Origin of the sequence: Gilliamella sp. B2911 (assembly GCF_026536965.1) — a bacterium.
Taxonomy (GTDB): domain Bacteria; phylum Pseudomonadota; class Gammaproteobacteria; order Enterobacterales; family Orbaceae; genus Gilliamella; species Gilliamella apicola_E.
Genome location: NZ_JAFNNA010000002.1, coordinates 174,638 through 198,042 on the forward strand (window position 1 = coordinate 174,638; position 23,405 = coordinate 198,042).

At 34.7% G+C, this 23,405-nt stretch carries 15 protein-coding genes; 7 read left to right on the forward strand and 8 right to left on the reverse strand.

Annotated features, from left to right (window positions below; genetic code table 11):
• Positions 1 to 121 precede the first annotated feature (121 nt).
• Both J3U27_RS02835 and J3U27_RS02840 read left to right on the forward strand, forming a co-directional pair.
• On the forward strand, positions 122 to 1,108 hold the full coding sequence (locus J3U27_RS02835; RefSeq protein ID WP_065734732.1) for a LacI family DNA-binding transcriptional regulator: 987 nt from the start codon (positions 122 to 124) through the stop codon (positions 1,106 to 1,108).
• A gap of 445 nt (positions 1,109 to 1,553) precedes the next feature.
• Positions 1,554 to 2,450, forward strand: coding sequence for a DMT family transporter (locus J3U27_RS02840; RefSeq protein ID WP_267376793.1), 897 nt, complete (start codon positions 1,554 to 1,556; stop codon positions 2,448 to 2,450).
• A gap of 54 nt (positions 2,451 to 2,504) precedes the next feature.
• Here J3U27_RS02840 and J3U27_RS02845 read toward each other — a convergent pair whose 3' ends face one another.
• The gene (locus J3U27_RS02845; protein WP_267362388.1) at positions 2,505 to 3,785 is read right to left on the reverse strand and encodes a virulence factor family protein; all 1,281 of its coding nucleotides are present in this window, start codon (positions 3,783 to 3,785) and stop codon (positions 2,505 to 2,507) included.
• A 1-nt stretch (position 3,786) separates the two neighbouring features.
• Positions 3,787 to 6,390, reverse strand: a complete 2,604-nt coding sequence (mprF, locus tag J3U27_RS02850) for a bifunctional lysylphosphatidylglycerol flippase/synthetase MprF (protein ID WP_267376795.1) — start codon at positions 6,388 to 6,390, stop codon at positions 3,787 to 3,789.
• Positions 6,391 to 6,727: 337 nt separating this feature from the next.
• Here mprF and J3U27_RS02855 point away from each other — a divergent pair, with 337 nt between their 5' ends.
• A complete protein-coding gene (locus tag J3U27_RS02855) occupies positions 6,728 to 7,384 on the forward strand; it encodes an HD domain-containing protein (protein WP_220225657.1) in 657 nt (218 codons plus the stop codon).
• A 23-nt stretch (positions 7,385 to 7,407) separates the two neighbouring features.
• Here the strand turns inward: J3U27_RS02855 and J3U27_RS02860 are convergent, their stop codons facing one another.
• From J3U27_RS02860 to J3U27_RS02880, 5 genes are all read right to left on the reverse strand, one after another.
• Positions 7,408 to 8,331 (reverse strand): AEC family transporter, encoded by a 924-nt coding sequence (locus J3U27_RS02860; RefSeq protein WP_267352954.1) that lies wholly within the window; start codon positions 8,329 to 8,331, stop codon positions 7,408 to 7,410.
• Between the two features lie 19 nt (positions 8,332 to 8,350).
• Positions 8,351 to 11,035 carry a bifunctional uridylyltransferase/uridylyl-removing protein GlnD gene (gene glnD, locus J3U27_RS02865; protein ID WP_267376796.1) on the reverse strand — a complete coding sequence of 895 codons (2,685 nt, stop codon included), beginning with the start codon at positions 11,033 to 11,035 and terminating at the stop codon, positions 8,351 to 8,353.
• A gap of 737 nt (positions 11,036 to 11,772) precedes the next feature.
• On the reverse strand, positions 11,773 to 12,903 hold the full coding sequence (gene nrdB / locus J3U27_RS02870; protein ID WP_065563756.1) for a class Ia ribonucleoside-diphosphate reductase subunit beta: 1,131 nt from the start codon (positions 12,901 to 12,903) through the stop codon (positions 11,773 to 11,775).
• 117 nt (positions 12,904 to 13,020) lie between these two features.
• The gene (gene nrdA, locus J3U27_RS02875; protein WP_267376797.1) at positions 13,021 to 15,306 is read right to left on the reverse strand and encodes a class 1a ribonucleoside-diphosphate reductase subunit alpha; all 2,286 of its coding nucleotides are present in this window, start codon (positions 15,304 to 15,306) and stop codon (positions 13,021 to 13,023) included.
• Between the two features lie 622 nt (positions 15,307 to 15,928).
• Positions 15,929 to 17,263 carry a replication-associated recombination protein A gene (locus J3U27_RS02880; protein ID WP_267376798.1) on the reverse strand — a complete coding sequence of 445 codons (1,335 nt, stop codon included), beginning with the start codon at positions 17,261 to 17,263 and terminating at the stop codon, positions 15,929 to 15,931.
• A gap of 168 nt (positions 17,264 to 17,431) precedes the next feature.
• Between J3U27_RS02880 and lolA the strand changes: the two genes are divergently transcribed.
• Entirely contained in the window at positions 17,432 to 18,025 is a 594-nt protein-coding gene (gene lolA / locus J3U27_RS02885) for an outer membrane lipoprotein chaperone LolA (protein ID WP_065563669.1), read from the forward strand.
• 85 nt (positions 18,026 to 18,110) lie between these two features.
• Here lolA and exuR read toward each other — a convergent pair whose 3' ends face one another.
• The gene (exuR, locus tag J3U27_RS02890; RefSeq protein ID WP_065734724.1) at positions 18,111 to 18,884 is read right to left on the reverse strand and encodes a transcriptional regulator ExuR; all 774 of its coding nucleotides are present in this window, start codon (positions 18,882 to 18,884) and stop codon (positions 18,111 to 18,113) included.
• A 243-nt stretch (positions 18,885 to 19,127) separates the two neighbouring features.
• On the opposite strand from exuR, the gene J3U27_RS02895 reads away from it, so the two are divergent.
• The 3 genes from J3U27_RS02895 to J3U27_RS02905 all read left to right on the forward strand — a co-directional run bounded on the left by J3U27_RS02895 (position 19,128) and on the right by J3U27_RS02905 (position 23,394).
• Positions 19,128 to 20,393, forward strand: coding sequence for an MFS transporter (locus J3U27_RS02895; protein WP_065734723.1), 1,266 nt, complete (start codon positions 19,128 to 19,130; stop codon positions 20,391 to 20,393).
• A gap of 76 nt (positions 20,394 to 20,469) precedes the next feature.
• A complete protein-coding gene (gene uxaC / locus J3U27_RS02900) occupies positions 20,470 to 21,882 on the forward strand; it encodes a glucuronate isomerase (protein ID WP_065734722.1) in 1,413 nt (470 codons plus the stop codon).
• A gap of 48 nt (positions 21,883 to 21,930) precedes the next feature.
• Positions 21,931 to 23,394 carry a tagaturonate reductase gene (locus J3U27_RS02905; RefSeq protein ID WP_267338814.1) on the forward strand — a complete coding sequence of 488 codons (1,464 nt, stop codon included), beginning with the start codon at positions 21,931 to 21,933 and terminating at the stop codon, positions 23,392 to 23,394.
• Positions 23,395 to 23,405: the final 11 nt, after the last annotated feature.

The following is a 23,405-nucleotide window of genomic DNA, read 5'->3' on the forward strand; positions in this document are numbered from 1 at the left end:
TTGTGATGAATGTCACTAAAAAATTTGATCTTAAAATTACAAATCAACTGAATGATTTACGTCATTATAAAAAGCATTATAATTATCTCGTTATAATATTAATGATAGTTAAAGGATGATTATGAAATTAAGCAGAGATGATGTTGCTAAACTAGCGGGTGTTTCCGCTACTACTGTTTCACGGGTATTAAATAATCGTGGATATATTAGTGCAACAACTCGTCAACGTGTGCAAGAAGCAATGGAAACGTTGGGATACTATCCTAATGAATTAGCACGTTCATTATCAAATAATAAAAGTAATTTAATAGGCTTGATTTTTCCAAGTTTAACTAATCCATTCCAAATGGAATTAATCAGTTATTTAGAAAGAATATTATCTCGCCAAGGTTATAAAATATTAATTTGTAACAGCCACCATAATCAGGAAGAGGAAAAAAATTTTTTATCGATGCTAAGGCGTCATCAGGTTGAAGGAGTCATAGTTAACTCTATGAATGAAAATTTAGCTGATTACCTAATACCCGATCTGAATATCGTCTCGATAGATCGAAAAATAAATGAAAAAATACCTGTTATTTCATGTGACAACTATGCTGGAGGACTTCTAGCTAGCCAACATTTAATAAAAAATGGTTGTAAGAAAATTCTTTATATTGGTTCGATTACAAATGATAAACAAGTTGATATGGATGCTAATAAACGGTATCAAGCTTACAAAGATAGCATTCAAGTTGCAGGTCTTAAGTCAATTACACTTGATATGGATTTCTCAATTAGCTATGAAGAAAAATATCAGTTAATTAAAAAACGGTTACAGTCCCAAACTATTGATGGAGTATTAGCTGATGATTCATCAGCGATTGCAACAATTAATGCTGCGCGAGATTGTGGATTATCTTTACCTTCGCAATTACAAGTAGTTGGATTTGATGGTGCTGAATTAACTCTACAACATATGCCGTTTTTAACTACAATCCGTCAACCAATTCTACAAATTGCCCAAAATGCAGTATCGATACTGTTAGCAATGATTAATGGTGAACCCTATCAAAGCATAACTAATTTACCAATTAGCTTGTATCAAGGTTATGATAATTCATTTTAAGTGATTTTATATATAAAAAAATTCAACAAATAAATATTTATAAATCAATCACATGCAATAATTTATATAAAAACTTTAAATTTTTTTGAAATTATTTGGAACTTTTTATGATTTAGTCTGTCTATATATTCAGATTACGTTAATTCATTTTTTGCCTTCCACTCAATTTTTGAGTGGATTTTTTTTATCTACTGCTTTTACTAATTCAATTGCACGCTTTTCTAATATTCAAATAATCTGCATAAATAATTGATGTATGGAAACATATTGAAAAAAGATTAGCAGCGAGTTAATCTAGCCGATCTTAAATTTCAATTAAAATAGTGATATTTTTATCATTACCAAGCCTTTTTCCTATATTTTTATTTTTTGCATGTCCAATTTGACAACCAAATGATAGGGAAATGATTAACATATAAATAGTAGATGGAGAGTAAGAACTTTAATGTTATTTTCATTGAAGACAAGAGGGCATCTGATTGCTTTGATGACAGTGTTTCTTTGGGGAACCACTTTTATTGCCACCAAAGTATTGTTAATCGATTTTAAACCTATTGAAATCTTATTTTACCGGTTTGGGTTGGGTTATTTAACGCTTTGGATTTTAGCTCCACGGATCTTTGCTTGGCAAGGTTTAAAGCAAGAGTTAATGTTTTTGTGTGCCGGGTTTTGTGGTGTGACCTGCTATTTTTTATGTGAGAATATTGCCTTAACTTATACTACCGCCTCAAACGTAGGAGTGATTACCACATTATCGCCCGTGTTTACCGCACTTTTATCGATCTTCTTTTTAAAAACTGAACGGCCAGCTAAGCGATTTTATATCGGGTGTTTATTTGCAATCTTCGGCGTTGGATTAATAAGTTTAAATGGTAAATTTGTACTGTCACTTAATCCGTTGGGTGATCTGCTTGCGGTAGGTGCCTGCTTGTTTTGGGCATGTTATTCAATTTTGACTAAAAAATGCAGTCATTATGGATACAATACGATTTTATTAACACGACGCTTCTTTTTTTATGGTTTAGTGATGATGTTACCAGCGTTGTATCTGTTTGATTTCAAATGGGGACCGGATCGCTTCTCGCACACGGCTAATCTTTTTAATATTCTATTCTTAGGCGTTGGGGCTTCGGCTATCTGTTTTGCTTCCTGGAATTATGCGGTGAAATTAGTTGGTGCAGTAAAAATTAGTATCTATCTGTATTTAGTTCCAATTTTAACCATTATTGCTGCAGTCGTTATTTTAAATGAGCCTTTTACTTGGATCGCGGCTATCGGTACGTTATCAACCCTCATTGGGGTATTGTTATCAGAAGGAAAAATCAGAATCAGCAAGCATTGATCTTATAAATCAAGTGAATCACTAAAAGGGGCTATTGCCCCTTTTTTGCTTATTTTAAGGTGTTATACGTTTATCGATCGCTTCCATAATGATTTGACCGAGATGCGTATAGTTTTCATCAAAATGGTGACCACCAGGTAATTTATAAGCCTCTCCTTTCATCTCTGGTTGTAGACAACCGGTATCTTCTTTTTCTTCTTCACCATAGATGCAAAATAATTTATTTGCTGGAATCTGATTTACTTCCGGCGCGGTTTTCATTTCATCGCCAGATTGACCAAGCCAGCCACTGACTTCTATTTCGAAATTAGCGTCTTTTGAAAAGGCAATCATAATTAAAGCTTGTACACTTTCTTGATCGTCTTTGGATAATCGATTGTATAGTGCAGGTAAGATATCACCACCAAATGAATAACCAGCTAAAATAAATTTATTAACGCCCCATTTATTCCGATATTCTTGCATTAAATGAGTAAGATCTTTAGCACTACGTTCAACGGAACGATGTTGCCAAAATAGTTTTAGTGCATCAACACCAACGACAGAATAACCATGAGAAGCCATATACTCTGCCGAAACCTTGTCTAAATCTCGCCAACCGCCATCACCTGAATAATAAAAAGTAACACTATTGGGATGCGATTGTTTACCTTTAGCGGGTAATTCTATTACTGGTAATGGTTCATGCTCACCAAATAAAATAGATGGTAAATGTAAACTTAACAGTTCAATTGGTGATGCTTGATATTCGCCAATTTTGGTGGTTACTTTAATCTGCTTTTGTTGTCGAGGAAAAATGGCAACTTGTTCATCTGGTGGATTATTCCAAATTACTTGCCATTCTCCATGGTTAGCCTGAGCGGGTAAAGGTGCATCACAATCTTTATGATCTAATGTAAATTCAATCGATAAAGCTTTGGCATCATCATTTTGTTGGGTTAACCACCGATAAGCAAAGGCGGCACCTTCTTGCATACCAGCAACCACAAACTTATCTTCATTTAAGACTTTTTGTGCTTGCTCAAAACGAGTTTGCTGTTTTTCACAACTTCCTTGCGGTTCTAATTCAAACTGTACTAATTTAGCACCTGTTGATTCAGATAAACTTAATAATTGATCAGCCGTAAAATGATTATCTTTAGTGGCAACAATTATAGCAGCAGCCTCAGCTGATTGTTTTGGGGTAGCCGATAAAATAGAAAAGTTTTGATTAATGGCTATGGTATTTACAGAAGCGGTTCGTTGGTTTTTATAAAAATACCAACCTACGACTATGCAAACAGCAATGAATACTAAAATCATAAAGAATAAAATATAACGTATGATATTTTTCATCTTATTTGTTCTTATTGTGAGTTAAATTCGTTTTACCGCCAGAAATTAACATAGTGGTGTCAATCAAGGCGACCAAAGGATCAAGTCCATTGGGAACCGCCATATAACGTGGTTCCCAATGAGTAGCAAATTTTTCTTTAAAGCGACGTAAACCTTGGAAGTTATAAAAACGTCCACCACGTCGAAAAACTAACGCCCCTAAGCGTTGGATCATTGGCGCACCACGTCGCCTTTGCATACCCGCAAGCGGGACCATCCCTAAACTAAAGTACTGATAGCCTTTTTCCTGATAATGTAGAATCAACCCTACCATCAAAAATTCCATAGTGGATTTAGGAATATCTTGTAAAACTCGCATTAAATCAATGGTTGCACTGTAGTTTTGATTGGTTTCGAGTAAATTCACAAAAGCAATAATTTTGCCTTGGTATTCAATAACTGCAATGGTGAAATTATCTAAATAAGATTTCGAAAAAGCGCCTAACGAAAATTTCTTTTCTTTTGAGTGTTTGTTTTTTAACCATGCATCCGAGACTATTTTTAGCTCATCAAGCGGTGCAGTACCTGGTGGATAAAATTTTAAACTAAGTCCATCTCGTTGCCCGCGATTCCAAGTATATCGAAGATCTTTATAACCTTTTGATGTTAAATCAAATTCATTTAAATTAACTAACGCTTCTTCACCAAGTTTGACCACTCTAAGCCCTATATCCATATAGAATGGTAAATTGTTTGCTCTAACTTGGTAAAAAACTGGGCGTAAATGGTGTTGATCACAAAGATCCCTAAATTCCCATATTAAATCTGCGCGCGCACTATCATTACCAATCGGATCATAAAGCGCAACCATACTTCTTCCTCGCCTTGCATACATGATAAAAGCGGTTTTTGATTGATTGAAAAGTAATGATTTATCACCACTCATCACTAATCCGCCTTCAGGTTGCTTCGAGTTGAGGATGATTTGATGAGCTTCGCTCAATTCTTCTTTAGTGGGAATGGTTAAGATGGGTAATGCCGGTTTGAAAGACCAAAATAACATCACACCACTTAATAATATAAAACTCCCTAATGCTGCACGCAAGGCACGAGGAACACGGCTATCTAATTCAAATTGCCACCATAAATTGTGACTATAAGGAATATCTTGATAAATAAATAAAATTAGCCAAACAAATAGGATAAGTAAGCCAAAAGTGATCACAAAGGATTTTAACGAAAAGGGCAAAATACTTAGTCGGCTTTTACGATAAAAGGCGTGTCTAAAATAGAACAATGATATTGCTATCGATAATAAAGTAAAGGCTTCAATCCAATGTAAACCTCTTAATAATGAGCAGATACTACCTAATATCAACAATATAACGGACAATCCCCAAGCAGAATAAAGTCGGCGACGTAATCCCATCGCTAGTAATAAACATAAAACACCAATTAAGCTGGCAGTTAAATGGGCAAAATTGACGATTTTGTTAGGAATGAAGGTGTTGACAAAATGATGATTGAATCCAGGGATGACACTTGAAAACATCATCACTACGCCAGCAAAGAATACCGAGGCGGCCATAATTGTTGCAGCAATGCCAGTATCGGTTTCTTTTACTTGTGGAGCAGAAAGAAAGTTTTTACCTTCATTAATTAACAGCAAAATTCCTGCGGGAATGAGTGGTAATATAATATAAATTAATCGATAAATAACTAAAGCAATAGTTAATGATGCCGCACCAATTTGAGATGAAAAAGCGGCTAATATAATTGCTTCAAATATACCAACACCACCCGGAACATGACTAAGCACCCCTGCTACTAAAGCGAGAATATAAATCATGATAAAAACAATGAAATTTGGCTTATTCGGTAATAAGAAATAGAGGATCGCACCAGCTAAAATAGCATCTAGTAAGGTAATTAAAAATTGACTACTAGCTAAACGCCAGTTAGGTAAACGGATTTTCCAATGAAAAAATTGGTATAAACGCGTATCTTTATTAGGTTTTTCAGACAATCGATGAGCATGTAAAAATAATAATACACCGGCATAAATGATAAATACTGCACTACATATTAACTCGATACTGATTGCTGAAGTATGTAGTGCTATCGTGGTCTTTTCAATATGAATTAGTGCCGCGATTGATGCTAGTAAAGGTAAGGTAAAGCCTAATGAAAGAGTAACAAAAATTGACATCCTTGCTACATCTATAGTGGTTAATCCATATTTGAAATAGAGCCGACAACGAATGGCGCCACCTGATAATGCTGATAATCCGACAGCATTACCAATCGCCGAAGCACAAATACCGCCGACCGCAATTGTTGATAATTTTAGCTCAACGCCTGCATAACGTGCAGCTGACCATTCATAGCAGATAAGCATAATATAACTAGCTATTGCTGATAAACACGAAAGTAAAATTGCATGGTAAGGAAGTTGGTGTAGAGCTGACTTTAAATCGTTAATATTGATGGTTTTTAATAAATGCCAACACACTACCAGTGCAATACAAAAAATAGATAGTCCAAATAGTAGAGCGATGAATTGACGATATCGAGTGAAGCATTCTATAAGTTGCCATGGCAAAACTTTACGTGTTGATATTTTCACTTAATCAACTCCAGTTAGTTGCACTGATTATGAATTTTGATTAGCGCATTCTACCTCTCGGAATTAGTGAAAACAATCGAAAGAAATTAAAAAAAATATAAAAAAAACATTAAATACTAGGCATTTTTTAGTAAATGAAGCCAAACAGTCATTAATTATGATACCAATTTAGGATTAATGATTTTTTTTAATTGATTTTATTTGTTTTTTATAATTAATTTCTTTGTCAAAATTATTAATTAAAAGGATAAATAGCGGTTGAGTTTTAACTGCGGTAATATAAACAATATTCAGGTTTTAATAAAATCTTACACTAAATTTTAATAAGCATAATAAAATGACTATATCACCCCAAACCACTCTTAATAACGTTAAAATGTATGTAAAGCAAAAGCTCTCCCATGATTTTTCTGGTCATGATATGGCGCATATTGAGCGAGTGGTTAAATTAGCCCAAAAAATTCTTAACCACCAGCCACAAGCAAATGCTTTTATTGTGTTGATGAGTGCTTATTTACATGATGTTATTGATGAAAAAGTTACGGAAGATGTTGATAGTGCCATAATTGAATTAAAAGAGTATTTACGCAGTTTGAAATTAACATCAGCCGAAATTAGCGCTATTTTCGATATTATTGAAAATATGTCCTATCGAAAAAATCTTTCACAAAAAGCCACATTATCGCTCGAAGGGCAAATTGTTCAAGACGCGGATCGCCTTGATGCAATTGGAGCTATTGGCATTGGGCGCACTTTTTATTATGGTGGTAATAAACACAATATCATGCATGATCCCAATGTCCCACCTCGAATTAAACTTGATGAAAACAATTATAAACAGACCAATACAGTAATTAATCACTTCTATGAAAAATTATTTTTACTTAAAGATATGATGAATACTGACACCGCTAAACAAATGGCCGAACAGCGCCATGAAATATTGGTTAAATTTGTCAATCAATTTGAACAAGAATGGCTTGGCATCGATTGATTTTATCCATCTATTATTTTTATTTAGATAGGTATTGGCGCACCAATTATTGAAAGAACAATAGGTAATGTAATTAAACTTAACAAAGTACTCACCAAGGTTGCACTAGATACCAGTTCAGGATGAGTATCAAATTGTACTGACATTAAGGTCGTATTGGCTGCACTTGGCATTGCGGCTAAAACGATAAGAATTTGTTTATACATGGGTGACAGTGGCATAAAATAAACCATCGCAAAAGCCACTATTGGTGATATAACCATTCTTGCAGTTAAAGCAAATGAGAGCTTTGGGTAATCAAGTTGGGTAATTTTTATTTTAGCCAGCTGCATTCCGAGAATAATCATAATGATGACAATAGATGAGTCACCGATCATTCCAATTGAAGTCATAATAGATTTTGAAAGTGGAATGTGACAAAGCTGGAAAATAATTCCGGCAAAAGCACCATAGGCAACTGGCATTCTAATCACTTTTTTTATTACATCTTTTTGACTCACAATATCACTATGTGCACTGCCTTTAGCCGCATAATAAATACCAACGGTGCTCATAACAAATTGTTGTAACACCATCATAATGACACCTAAATCGAATCCAAGCGATCCAAAAAACACCAGTAATACTGGGGTGCCATAATTACCATTGTTCATAAAGCATGAACTTAAAATCAACGCACAACGCTCTTTTACCGAATAGCGCATAGCAATTGACCACATGCTGACAATAAATACCAAAGAAAAGCAGAGTCCAAAGATATAGGCAATATAGATAAAATAGTCACTGGTTAAGGTATGTGTGTAAAACGTTTTAAAAGCCAAAAAAGGTGAAAGCACATACAGCGACATTTTGGAAAGATTGGCGACATCAAACTTCAGAACTTTTTGGGCAATAAATCCTACAATAAAAATAGAAAAAATAGGAAATAAAATAATAAAAAATTGCATTGTGTTAACTTTTCGATAATTAGTTTATTGAATCTATAGCCAATACTATCGATTCGCGTAGTTTTTGACAGGTGTTATCATCAAGGGCTTTATTGTGTTTATCTGTTAGAATAAACAGATCTTCAATATGCTCACCAATTGTCGCTATTTTAGCACTACTCAACGATAAATCTAACTTTGCAAAGACTTCACCAACACAAGCAAGTAATCCCGGTTTATCAAGTGCGATTAATTCCATATAAGTATCGTTAATTGAAGAGACAAAGTTAACTTGAGTCGGAACAGAAAATGATCGTAATCTTTGTTTAGTCGGCTTAATCGTCACACCTTTATAAACTGATTGATGAAGAACTTTATTTAAAGTTTGAATGATATCTTGGTGACGATTTTCAGGCACCACTTGCCCATTAGGTTCAAGTACAATAAAAGTATCAAGCGCAAATCCATTTTTATTGGTAATAATTAAAGCATCATGAATACTTAAATTTAGCATACTTAAAGCATTACATGCCGCTGCAAATAGGAAAGGTCTATCTGATGAGTAGATAATTATTTCCGTACCACCATGATAAGGATTTGGATTAATTGAAACGAGTGTTTGATTCAATTCATGGTTCAAAAGAAGCTGTACATGCCAAGCAATCTGTTCAGCGGTATATCGCAAAAAGTAGTCAACACGATAGCTTTGCCAAAAATGTTTAATGGATTGTTCATCGTAATTTTGTGCAAGCAATTGAGCTAGTGCTTGCTGTTTATGTTGACGTGCAATACTACGTTGTTCTGGTATTTGATGAATGCCAGAATCAAGCGAGCGCTTGGCTGTTAGATAAAGCTCACGCATTAAGCTCTGTTTCCAGCTATTCCACAAGGTTTCATTGGTTGCACAAACATCGGCAACCGTTAAACAAAGCAAATATTGTAATCGTCGTTTGCTTTTAACCAGTTGAACAAATTCACGAATAACTTCCGGATCTTGCAGATCACGGTTTTGGGCTGTTACTGACATCAATAAATGATAACGAACTAACCAGACAATCAAATCAGTATCTTTCGCATCTAATTCATGTAATTGACAGAAAGATTCCACTAATTTTGCGCCAATTTCCGAATGATCGCCATGCCGTCCTTTGCCAATATCATGAAATAATCCGGTAATAATAAGCAATTCAGGTTTTGATAATTTAGCCAATGCCATTGAACTATTTGGATGTTTTTGTTTGCCATCTTCTGAACGTAAAAGATCCAGTTCTAACAATAAACGGATAGTATGTTCATCTACGGTATAAGCATGAAATAAATCAAACTGCATCATTCCTGAAATCTGTTGCCAACCGGGAATATAAACCGCCAGAATACCATATTGATGCATGGGTAAAATGGCTTTTTTGATTGCATCAGGATGTTTGATGATCTTCATAAACAACGTTCTCGCCTCTGGCTTTTCACATAATAAATACGTGAGTTTTCGCCTTGCAGAACGGAGTTGTCTAATGGTATTAGAGTAAAGTCCGGTAATTTGAGGATTAAGTAAAAGCGTATAGAACAGCTTAAGAATCGTTACCGGATCATCAGTAAAAACACTATTATGTTTAACATCAATAAGGTTATCTCTACTTTGGAAATGCTCATCGATATCATAAGTTTTATATTGTGAGTAACTTTTCAATATTGATTCATCAAATAACTGTAAAAGCATTTGATTGAGTTCAGTAATATTATGTGCTACCCGATAATAATCATGCATCATGTTTTCAACCGGAGCATTTCCTTCTCCACTATAACCTAACATTTTAGCGATGCTTAACTGGCGATCGAATAGTAGGCGGTTGTCATAGCGGTTAATAACACAATGCAGGGCAAAACGCATCCGCCATAAAAATTTGCGACAGGCTTTGAATTCTTCGACTTCCTCGGGTGTGAGATAATCAAAATGTCCAATTTTTTGCAAAAACTCTCCCCCAAAATGGCGAATAGCTAACCATTGGATAATTTGCATATCACGCAAGCCACCAGGACTATTTTTTAAATCGGGCTCTAAATTATAGGTAGTGCTATGATATTGCTGATGTCTTTCTTGTTGTTCCTTGATTTTTGCGCGATAAAACGCTGGCGAAGGCCAAATTTTATCGCTAAAAATTTGTGTTTGGAGTTCCTTAAGTAATGACTCACTTCCTGCAATCAATCTTGATTCAATTAAGTTTGTCATAATTGTGATATCATTTTTAGCTTCTTGCAGACAGGTCTTTAATGTCCTGACGCTGTGACCAATATCCAGATGAAGATCCCAAAGTAAACGAACTAGATCACCTATCTGTTTTTCAAGCTCTTTGGTGAGTGAGTTATCACTTAGTATCAAAATATCGATATCAGACAAAGGATGTAGTTCACAACGGCCATAACCACCAACAGCAATAAGTGCAATCCGATTTTTTTTAAATAGCGATGAAATTTGTTCTGGAATTTGATAGTAATGCCATAAACGTTCAAGTATCTGATCGATAAATTGACTACGCAGGTGTACTAAATCATCAATATCCGCATTGTTTTCGAATTGAGTAATCGACCATTGTTGAAACGCATTGAGTTGCTGTTTTATATAAGGAACTGTGATTTGGTTATCATTAAAATTAAGCGGAGAGACAGAATAAAACAAATGCGCATTAGCCATAGTCATCATATCAAATTGAGATAATTCAATTGTCATATCGTCTCCCGATTTTAAAAGAGTGTCAAGTTAGAATACCTTTACTTTTAATTAAAGAGCATTTGCACCTTTTAAAATTGATTTTTGTTTTTTTTTGTAAAAATAATTGAGGAGTGTATACCGTTTGATAATATTTATTAAAGATACATTCACCTAATTCAAATGCTTTTTTACTCAGAATAAGTATTAATAACCTCATGAATTTTTCATTTCATACTTTATGAATAAGGTAAGTTAATACTTTGTGTAAAAATAATTGAGGAGTGTATACCGTTTTATAATATTTATTGAGGATACATTCACTTAATACAAATCCTTTGTTACTTAGAATAAGTATTAATAAATCATGACTTGGTTCATTTCATACTTTATGAATAAGGTAAGTTAATACTTTGTGTAAAAATAATTGAGGAGTGTATACCGTTTGATAATATTTATTGAGGATACATTCACCTAATACAAATCCTTTGTTACTTAGAATAAGTATTAATAAATCATGACTTAGTTCATTTCATACTTAATGAATAAGGTAATTTGATACTTTGTGTAAAAATAATTGAGGAGTCTATACCATTTGCTGATATTTTATTTAATCTTAAGAATAGGGTAGATAAATTTGGAAGAACTAAATTACTTAAATTTATTAAAATGATAAATGTTTAGTTTGGCACTGATTGCGAATAATTAAACATAGCTTGCACAGTTTTATTTTTTCAATCCATGCAAGCTACTATCAATTATAATTTGAAATCACTTAAATCATCTTCGCTGATTTCTGAGTCAATCTGACCAACAAGATATGAGCTCATTTCTGCTTCTTGTGGTGCGACTTGTACGTTATCGGAAACAAGCCAATTGTTGATCCAAGGAATTGGGTTGGATTTTACTTCAAATGGTAATTTAAGCCCAACAGCTTGCATACGAATATTGGTGATGTATTCAACATATTGGCAAAGGATATCTTTATTTAATCCAATCATTGAACCACCTTCAAATAGGTATTCTGCCCACTCTTTTTCTTGATTGGCTGCTTGTAAGAACAGGTCATAACAATCTTGTTCGCACTCTTTGGCGATCTCGGCCATTTCAGGATCGTCTTCACCACTTCTTAGGGTGTTGATCATAAATTGAGTACCAGTTAAATGAAGCGCTTCATCACGAGCTATCAATTTGATTATTTTTGCATTACCTTCCATTAATTCTCGTTCTGCAAAGGCAAATGAGCAAGCAAAACTCACATAAAAACGAATAGCTTCAAGGGCATTAACGCTCATTAAGCAGAGATAAAGTCGTCTTTTAAGTTCACGCAAGTCGATAGTGACGGTTCGATTATTGATAGTGTGTTTACCTTCACCAAATAGGTTGTAATAACTTGCGTAGCTAATTAGGTCATCGTAGTAACCCGCAATATCACCAGCTCTTTTTTGGATCTCTTTATTGGTAACAATATCATCAAACACTACAGAAGGATCATTGACGATGTTGCGGATGATATGCGTATAAGAACGAGAATGGATAGTTTCTGAGAACGACCAAGTCTCTACCCATGTTTCTAGTTCAGGGATAGATATTAGGGGAAGTAAGGCAACATTGGGGCTTCGTCCTTGTATTGAATCAAGCAATGTTTGATATTTTAAATTGCTAATAAAGATATGTTTTTCATGTTCAGGTAAAGCCGCATAGTCGATACGATCTTGTGAAACGTCGACTTCTTCAGGGCGCCAAAAGAAAGAAAGTTGTTTTTCTATTAATTTTTCGAACATTTCATATTTTTGCTGATCATAACGAGCAACATTCACCGGTTGACCAAGAAACATTGGTTCTTTAAGTTGATCATTATGGACGTGTGAGAAGGTGCTGTAATTCATACTCATAGTCGAACTCCTAATTTTGTTTACTTTTTCACTAAATATTTGGAAAAAGTAGGAATAGTAAGGATAACTTATCGTTACCCTATACTTTTGTTATAGTGCTAAACAGGGCAATTAAATTTTACATGCTCCGCCTTCACAACCATCATCACTTGATGTGAGTTCAATATCACCTTGAATATCTTCAGCACCATCACGTGTATTATGATAATAAAGGGTTTTTACACCGTATTTATAAGCAGTTAGTAAATCAGCTAAAAGTTGTTTCATTGGTACTTTGTCATTCGGAAATTTGGTTGGATCGTAATTAGTATTTGCCGAAATTGATTGGTCAATGAACTTCTGCATAATGCCTACTAAATGCAGATAACCTGTATTATTTGGAATTTGCCAAAGTAATTCATATAAATCTTTTAATTTATTATATTCAGGTACAACTTGTTTTAAGATGCCATCTTTGGACGCTTTAATGCTGATATAACCACGTGGAGGTTCAATACCGTTAGTGGCATTGGAGATTTGGGATGATGTTTCAGAAGGCATTAATGCTGATAAAGTTGAATTACGTAAACCATGAGTTTTTATTGATTCACGTAAAGACTCCCAATCATAATGTAGTGGCTCTTTAGTGATTGTATCGAGATCTTGTTTATAGGTATCAATAGGTAAGATCCCTTGTGAATAAGTCGTCTCATTAAATAGTGGGCAGGCGCCTTTTTCTTTGGCTAAGTTATTCGATGCTTTTAATAAATAATATTGCATCGCTTCAAAAGTACGATGCGTTAAATTATTAGCACTGCCGTCAGAATATTTAACGCCATGTTTTGCTAAATAATAAGCATAATTAATCACACCAATACCAAGCGTACGGCGATTAAGTGATGCGTTTTTAGCCGCAGGAACAGGATAATCTTGATAATCAAGTAATGCATCAAGGGCTCGAACAGTTAAGTCGGCAAGTTCTTCAAAATCGTCAAGCGATTCGATTTTACCTAAATTGAAGGCAGATAGGGTGCAAAGTGCGATTTCGCCTTTATCGTCATTGACATTATTAAGTGGTTTGGTTGGTAACGCAATTTCCATACATAAATTAGATTGATGTACCGGCGCAAGTTGTGCATTAAACGGACTATGCGTGTTACAGTGATCAACATTTTGTATATAAATTCGACCAGTCGATGCGCGTTCTTGCATTAATAATGAGAAGAGTTCTACCGCTTTTACTACGCGTTTTCGAATATTAACATCTTGTTCATATTGATGATAAAGTGCTTCAAATTTGTCTTGATCGGCGAAAAACGCATCATAAAGCCCTGGTACATCTGATGGGCTAAATAGTGTAATGTTTTCATTTTTAATGAGGCGCTGATACATTAATTTATTGATTTGTACACCATAATCCAGATGTCGAACGCGGTTTTCTTCAACACCTCGGTTGTTACGTAATACTAATAAACTTTCAACTTCTAAATGCCAAATTGGATAAAATACGGTAGCCGCGCCACCACGAACACCACCTTGCGAACAAGATTTAACCGCGGTTTGGAAATACTTATAAAATGGGATACAACCAGTATGGAATGCTTCGCCACCACGAATAGAGCTACCTAATGCCCGAATTCGACCCGCGTTAATACCGATACCAGCTCGTTGAGAAACATATTTTACGATAGCACTTGCAGTGGCATTGATAGAATCTAAACTGTCATCACATTCAATTAGCACACAAGAACTAAATTGACGAGTCGGGGTACGAACACCCGCCATGATTGGCGTGGGTAGTGAGATTTTAAATGTCGAAACGGCATCATAGAATCGTTTGATATAATCTAGTCGACTATTTTTAGGGTAATTTGCAAATAGACATGCTGCCACTAAGATATATAGGAATTGGGCGCTTTCATAAATTTCCCCAGTCACTCGATTTTGAACTAAATATTTACCTTCAAGTTGTTTAACCGCTGCATAAGAGAAGTTCATGTCACGCCAGTGATCGATAATTTTATCCATTTGTTCAAACTCTTCTTGGCTATAATCTTCAAGAAGATGCTTGTCATAACGTTCGCTGGCAACAAGTTTTTTTACATGTTCATAAAGCGGTGGGGGGGTAAATTGGTTATAGGCTTTTTTACGTAAATGGAATATCGCTAATCGAGCAGCTAAGTATTGGTAATCTGGTGCATCTTGAGAGATAAGATCCGCTGCTGCACGAATGATTGTTTCATGAATGTCGGAAGTGCGAATACCATCATAAAACTGAATATGCGAACGTAATTCAACTTGAGAAACCGAAACATTTTCTAATCCTTCAGCTGCCCATGTAATGACTTTATGGATTTTGTCTAGGTTTATAGGTTCTTTTTTTCCATCACGTTTTGTGACTAGTATTGATTTATTCATTTTCCATCCATTTTTGTGGTTTTTAATGGTGATTATAATAATTGATATTTATCAAAATATACAATATATAGTGCCTATTAATCATTTTATTACTATATATAGTGTATTTAATAAGCGGTGATCTTTAATTTATTGACGAAAATCAATGACTACGGGTGATATTTAGAAATATGAACTTTTTTTGCCAAAAAAGGCAATGATAGGTAGTTACTTACTAAATGAGATATTGGGGAATGATAAGATCTACCTATCTATAATTACAACTCGAAATTCATATCATAAATATGAATCTAATTCGTTTATTGAGCTATATATTTAGCTATATATTATCCATTTTTATCTTGAGATTTGCTTTTATAATGCTATTTAGCTTTATAAGGATATAAAGCATAATAGCTGTTTAAGGCTATCTCCCAAATATAATTTTAATTAAATATGCTCAAGAACTAGGATAAGCCTTTGCTAAGGATCTCTCATTTACCTATCAGTGAATCAATTTTTTAGGTATTTACAAATTTACCAAAAAGTTTGCTTAAACATGCATGATTTAGTTTGATCAATTTAATATCAGTCAACATGTTTGCTCAAGCAAGAACTTTTGTTAACTATTAATATATTCAATCTAATTCTTTTTGTAGCGCTGATTTGTGCTAGCTTTATTTTGTGCTTCCAACCAAGCCAGTTTCTCCGAGTAATTTTTCTCAGCACCCCGTTGTGTTGGGTGGTAATATTTGCTGTCGGCCATTTCTGGAGGAAAGTAGTTTTCACCAGCTGCATAGGCATTAGGTTCATCATGTGCATAACGATATTGTGCACCATAACCTAAATTTTTCATTAAACTGGTTGGCGCATTGCGTAGGTGTTCTGGAACATCATAGTCAGGTTTGGATGTTGCATCTTTCATCGCTTGGTTAAATGCAAGATAAACCGCATTACTTTTAGGTGCACATGCTAGGTAAACAATTGCTTGTGCGATAGCTCGTTCGCCTTCTGCTGGTCCAACTCGAGTAAAACAGTCCCATGCTGCTAAAGCGACTTGCATTGCTCTTGGGTCGGCATTACCGATATCTTCTGATGCAATAGCCAATAATCGACGAGCGACATATAGCGGATCTCCACCGGCGGAAATGATTCTTGCATACCAATAAAGTGCTGCATCAGGTGCAGATCCTCTAATTGATTTATGAACCGCCGAGATTAGGTCATAATAACGGTCACCTTGATTATCAAATCTTGCACTACGTTCGCCGATGACTTCTTTTAGTAATTCAGGCGTTAATGGTTTTCCATCAGACATATCAACCAGCAATTCAAGCGTGTTGAGTGCGCGTCTTGCATCACCACCAACAAATTCGGCAATCTGTTTTCTGGTTTCCTCAAGTAGCGTAATTTTTTGGTTGCCATAACCACGTTCCGGATCATCCATCGCTTGTTGTAAAATTTGCTCAATATCTTCATTAGTTAATGATTTAAGCAGATAGACTCTGGCACGGGATAGTAATGCTGAATTTAACTCAAAAGAGGGGTTTTCAGTGGTAGCGCCAATAAAGGTTACAGTACCATTTTCGACATAAGGTAAAAAAGCATCTTGTTGGCTTTTATTAAAACGATGAACTTCATCAACAAATAAAATGGTTCTTACTCCTGATTGTTGATTAATTTTGGCGCGTTCAATCGCTTCGCGAATATCTTTAATCCCTGAAGTTACTGCTGAAATTCGTTCTACTTTAGCATTAGCATGATGCGCAATAATTTCTGCTAAAGTGGTTTTGCCGGTTCCGGGTGGTCCCCAAAGGATCATAGAATGTAAATGACCTGCTTCAATTGCTTTAGGCAAAGGTTTATCTTCACCAAGTAGTTGGCTTTGACCTATATATTCAGATAAATTACGTGGACGCATCCTTGCCGCTAAAGGTTTAAATTCATCTGACCCAAATTCAAAAGAGAGACTAGGCATGCTACACCATCCAAATTTACAAAATACAGTTATTATATACTGCTTAACTGATAAGTGAAAAAGAAAAGAAAATATCTTTCACAGCTAACAGAAAAACGGTAATATTTTGAACTAAATTAAAATGATTGTTTAATTTATTGTATTAAACAAAATGCATAAGGATTGGTAATGAAGAAGTTTTTAATTTTAATTGGGTTAATGACAAGCTGTGCAGCATGGGCTGGTGATAAAGAGGTGTTGCAAGAGCGATTAGCTAAAATTGATGGGTTTTATGCTCGATTTTCACAAGATGTGAAAACAGCCGATAAACAACCAGTTCAACAAGGTAAAGGTGATTTGTGGGTAACAAGGCCTTATTACTTTAATTGGACAATGACTGAGCCAGACGAGACGTCAATCATTTCAGATGGGCGTAACATGTGGGTCTATACTCCTGCCGTTGAACAAGTTAGTGTAATGAGCTTAAAAAAATCGGTGGATAATCGTTTAATGCTTTTGATTACGGATAGTCATAATCCTATTTGGAATGCATATACTGTTACACGTAAACAAGACTCTTTTACATTGAAACCAACTGATGGTTCTAACCAAGATTTTGTTATTTCTGTTTTGCCTACTGGGATGATTTCAAATTTTACGATTATCGAAGAGGATGGTCAGCGTAGTTTTTATGATTTATCTCGTCAAACCCTAGGTAAGGTAGCACTTGATAAGTTTAAGTTTACTCCACCAGCTGGAGTAACGGTTGATGATCAGCGTTAATAGTTTAAACAATAGTTAATTATTTAACTTTTGCGAATTAATACACTTTGCGTAATGGCGCAAAGTGTATTGCCTTTAATAGAATCTACTCATTTTCATTAATACTAATAACGGGGTTATCTGAAAATAGATAGTGATCTCGTTTTGTTTCAAAATCTTCGCTAGCAGCATCAAATAACATTTTTTTTGTGTTCTCTAGATGTTGCCACATGGCTAACTTAGCCGCTTTGGGATCACGATTAATTAGCGCATCTAATATTTTGTCATGTTCATCCCACCAGCTTTCAATGTCTTGTTGTTGTACATGTTCATGAAGTTTTTTCCATAATGGGTTTAATGTTCTTTGCTGCCAAGCTTCTTGAACGATAGTAATTAAAGCGGTATTCCGTGTGATCATGGCAATCTGTGTATGGAATTTTAGATCCCAATCAGAATCACGATAATGATCTTCTTTTTTAGCATTATGTTGAATTTCTAATAATTTGACGATATCGTCTTTAGTAATTTGTGTTGCTGCAAATTCGGCAATGTTACTTTCAATAAGTTGGCGGGCTTGCAATAATTCAAATGGTCCTGTCGTAGAAAAATTTAATCCTTTCTGTGAGGTTAGAATATTGGTCTGTAAACTATTAGCTATAACATGAATTCCAGAGCCTTTTCTTGCATCAACATAACCTTCAACTTCAAGCATAATAATAGCTTCACGGACAACTGAACGACTTACTTTTAGTTCTTCACATATCAATCTTTCAGATGGTAATTTGCTTCCTACTGGATAAATGCCGTCAATAATTCGGTTTTTAAGTTCAGTTGCGATAACTTGATAAAGTCTTTGATACTCGTGCTGTTCTTGGGTCATGATGAATTTTGCATAAATCCTTTAAGTTTTTTTAGACTTTTAAAATAACATCTAATTGCTTCAAATTAAATAATGTTGTTCCAATTTTTTTAATTAAATTTTTTAGTTACAAACTTTTTAGTTTAAAAAATATCCCTTTAATTATTAGGGATATAGTTCATTTTTGTGATGTATGTCAACTTTTTTAGTTGTCAGGCATGTTATTATGCGCCAAAATATCTATATATTTAGGAGCAATTAAAGATGTACAAAACGATAAAAAACCTACGATGGTATATGATAGCATTAGTCACTGTAGGGACAATTCTTGGTTATCTTACGCGAAATTCGATAGCGGTAGCCGCCCCAGTTCTTAATGAAGTAATGGGATTAACAACGCAGCAATATTCATATGTGGTAGCTTCTTATTCAGCTTGTTATACCATTATGCAACCAGTTGCCGGATATATTTTGGACTTGTTAGGCACGAGAGCGGGATATGCGGTTTTTGCTATTTTGTGGTCAGTATTTTGTGTTAGTACCGCATTTTCAGGTAGTTGGATCGGACTGGCTTTTGCTCGAGGTGCTGTTGGTGCAACAGAAGCAGCAATGATCCCTGCGGGACTTAAAGCGACTAGTGAATGGTTTCCGGCAAAAGAAAGGTCGATCGCGGTTGGTTGGTTTAATTTAGGTTCATCAGTGGGGGCCATGATCGCACCACCATTAGTTGCATGGGCAATTTGGTTCCATAGCTGGCAATGGGCATTTATATTGTGTGGTTTATTAAGTTTTATTTGGGGAATTTTTTGGTTAATCCTTTATCGTCACCCTACAAAACAGAAACGTCTTTCTGAAGAAGAGAAAAAATATATTTTATCTGGTCAAGAAGCAAGTCATCAAACTTCAAATAATGAAAAATTACCAGCGAGTAAAATTTTAACCAGCCGCCGTTTTTGGGGAATTGCTTTACCAAGATTTTTAGCAGAGCCTGCATGGGGTACCTTTAATGCGTGGATTCCATTATTCATGTTCACAGCTTATGGTTTTGATTTGAAACAAATCGCTATTTTTGCTTGGATGCCAATGCTTTTTGCTGATGTTGGATGTGTTCTTGGTGGTTATATGTCACCATTTTTCCAAAAACATTTTAAAGTAAGCTTAATTAATTCAAGAAAAATGGTAGTGACGGTTGGTGGTGTGCTTATGATTGCACCTGGTCTGATAGGTCTATTTTCAAGTCCTTATGTTGCTATCTTTTTATTCTGTATTGGTGGTTTTGCTCACCAAGCATTATCAGGAGCATTAATTACTTTATCGTCTGATGTATTTGGCCGTAATGAAGTGGCAACAGCGAATGGATTTACCGGCATGGCTGCATGGCTAGCTAGTACTATTTTTGCACTTATTGTTGGTGCACTTGCTGATACTGTTGGCTTTAGTCCTTTATTTGTAATTTTATCTTGTTTAGATCTTTTAGCTGCCTTAGCGGTTTGGACTATTTTGAAAGAACCATCATCAGATCAAAATTAATCAATAAATTAATAAGATTACAGGATGTATTTTCCTGTAATCTTTTAATAGTTAACTACTATTTATGGAGAATAAAATGAGTTTTTTAACTGAAAACTTTTTACTAGATACCGAATTTTCTCGTCAGCTTTATCATGATTTTGCTGCTGATCAGCCAATTTTTGATTATCACTGCCATTTACCACCGGAACAAATTGCTAAAGATTATCAATTCAAGAATTTATATGATATTTGGTTAAAAGGTGATCATTATAAATGGCGTGCAATGCGTACCAATGGTGTTGCAGAAAAATTCTGTACTGGTACTGATATTAGTGATTTAGACAAATTCAAGGCTTGGGCAGAAACTGTTCCTCATACTATTGGTAATCCTTTATATCATTGGACTCATTTAGAGCTTCGTCGTCCTTTCGGTATTGATAACGTTCTATTATCACCTTCTACAGCAGAGCAAATTTGGAATACTTGTAATGAGATGTTAGCGACTCCAGAGTTTACAGCTCGTAGCATCATGAAAAAAATGAATGTTAAGATGGCAGGTACAACAGATGATCCTATTGATGATTTAGCTCATCATAAAACTATTGCAGAAGATAGTTCATTTGATGTTAAAGTTTTACCAAGCTGGCGTCCAGATAAAGCATTCAATATTGATTCAGAATTCTTTGCGGCATATATGGAAAAACTTTCTGCAGTAGCCGATGTTGAAATTTCATCATTCCAAGCGCTTTGTCAGGCTTTATCAAAACGTATGGATCATTTTGCTGCTCATGGTTGTAAGATTTCTGACCATGCATTAGATACAGTTGTTTATGAAGAAGCTACTGAAAAAGAGTTAGATACCATTTTAACTAAACGTTTATCTGGCGAAGTTTTAACCGCTAAAGAAGTTGCTCAATTTAAAACTGCTGTACTTATTTTCTTAGGTGTTGAATACAACAAACGTGAATGGGTTCAACAATATCATATAGGTGCATTGCGTAATAATAATTCAAGAATGTTTAATTTAATGGGGCCTGATGTTGGGTTTGATTCTATTAATGATTCACCTATTGCTCAACCACTTTCTCGTCTATTAGATGCTCAAGCAAAACAAGATGCATTGCCAAAAACGATTTTGTATTGTTTAAACCCTTCTGATAATGAAATTCTTGGTACGATGATTGGTAACTTCCAAGGAGCAGGTATTCAAGGAAAAATGCAATTTGGTTCAGGATGGTGGTTTAATGATCAAAAAGACGGCATGATTCGTCAAATGACACAGCTTGCTCAACTTGGATTATTAAGCCGTTTTGTTGGTATGTTAACCGATAGTCGTAGTTTCTTATCTTACACTCGCCATGAATATTTTAGACGTATTTTATGTCGAATGATTGGACGCTGGGTTGAAGATGGCGAAGCACCACGTGATATCCAATTATTAGGTCAAATGGTTAAAAATATTAGTTTTGATAATGCTAAAAACTATTTTGGTATTGAACTAAGCTAAAAAGCATTAAGTCGTTGTGATTAGATTAATTAAAGAAGAGTTAGAGTAATGAAAACATTAAACAGAAATGATTTTCCGGGTGCAAAATATACGACACGTGTTGTTCAGTTTGGCGAAGGTAATTTTTTACGTGCATTTTTAGATTGGCAGTTAGATATTCTTAATGAAAAAACTGATCTTGATGCTGGTATTGTTGTGGTTCGTCCGTTAAATACGGACTTCCCACCATCATTAAGTATTCAAGATGGGTTGTATACAACGCTTGTTCGTGGTTTAAATGAACAAAATGAAACAGTGAAAGAGTTTAGATTGATTCGTTCAGTTAATAACGAAATCAATGTATATACTCAATATGATGAATATCTTGAGTTAGCTAAAGATCCGAATATTCAGTTTATTTTTTCAAATACTACCGAAGCTGGTATTAGTTATGTTGAAAGTGACAAATTAACAGATAAACCTGCAACGAGTTATCCAGCAAAATTGACTGCATTTTTATATGAAAGATTTGTTCACTTTGCCGGCAGTAAAGAAAGTGGTTTGATTATTATTCCTTGTGAATTAATTGATTATAACGGCGATGCACTTAAAAAATTAGTACTTAAATATGCGAATCAGTGGAACTTGTCAGACCAATTTATCAATTGGCTTGAAAATGATAATTTATTCTGCTCAACTTTAGTAGATAGAATTGTTCCAGGATACCCAAAAGCACAAATCGCTGAGCTTGAGACTGAATTAGGTTATAAAGATAACTTTATTGATTCAGCGGAATATTTTTATCTATTTGTTATTCAAGGACCGCAATGGCTAGCTGAAAAATTATGCCTTGATAAATGCAATATGAACATCAAAATTGTTGATGATATTAAACCGTATAAAGAGCGTAAAGTAGCTATTTTAAATGGTGCTCATACTGCATTAGTTCCTGTTGCTTATTTATCAGGTATTGATACTGTTGGCGAATCAATGAATGACGCTCAGATTTTATCTTATATAAAAGAAACCATTTTTGATGAAATTATCCCTGTTTTAGATTTACCTCATCAAGAATTGGTTGATTTTGCTCAATCAGTTATTAGTCGTTTTAAAAATCCATTTATTGAACATCAGTTGATGTCAATTGCTTTAAACAGTATGACTAAGTTTAAAACACGTATTCTTCCTCAATTAATTAATTATCAGAAAGAAAAAGGAACATTGCCTAAACATTTGGTGTTCTCTTTTGCTGCATTGATCGCATTTTATCGTGGTGTGCGTAATGGACAAAGTTATCCGTTACAAGATGATGCAATCTGGTTAGAACGCTTCAGTAATAGTTGGGCAGCCATTGCAGAAGGGAAAAGCTCATTAGAGGATTTAATCAAAGTTGTTTTAGGAGATACGGCTCATTGGGAGCATGATCTATTAACTATTCCTCAATTAGCGCAAACGTTAACACAATATTTAACCGTCATAACCGAAGAGGGAATGCGTCAAGCAATTGAAAAATGTGTTAATGGTAGCAAATAACATGAGTGATT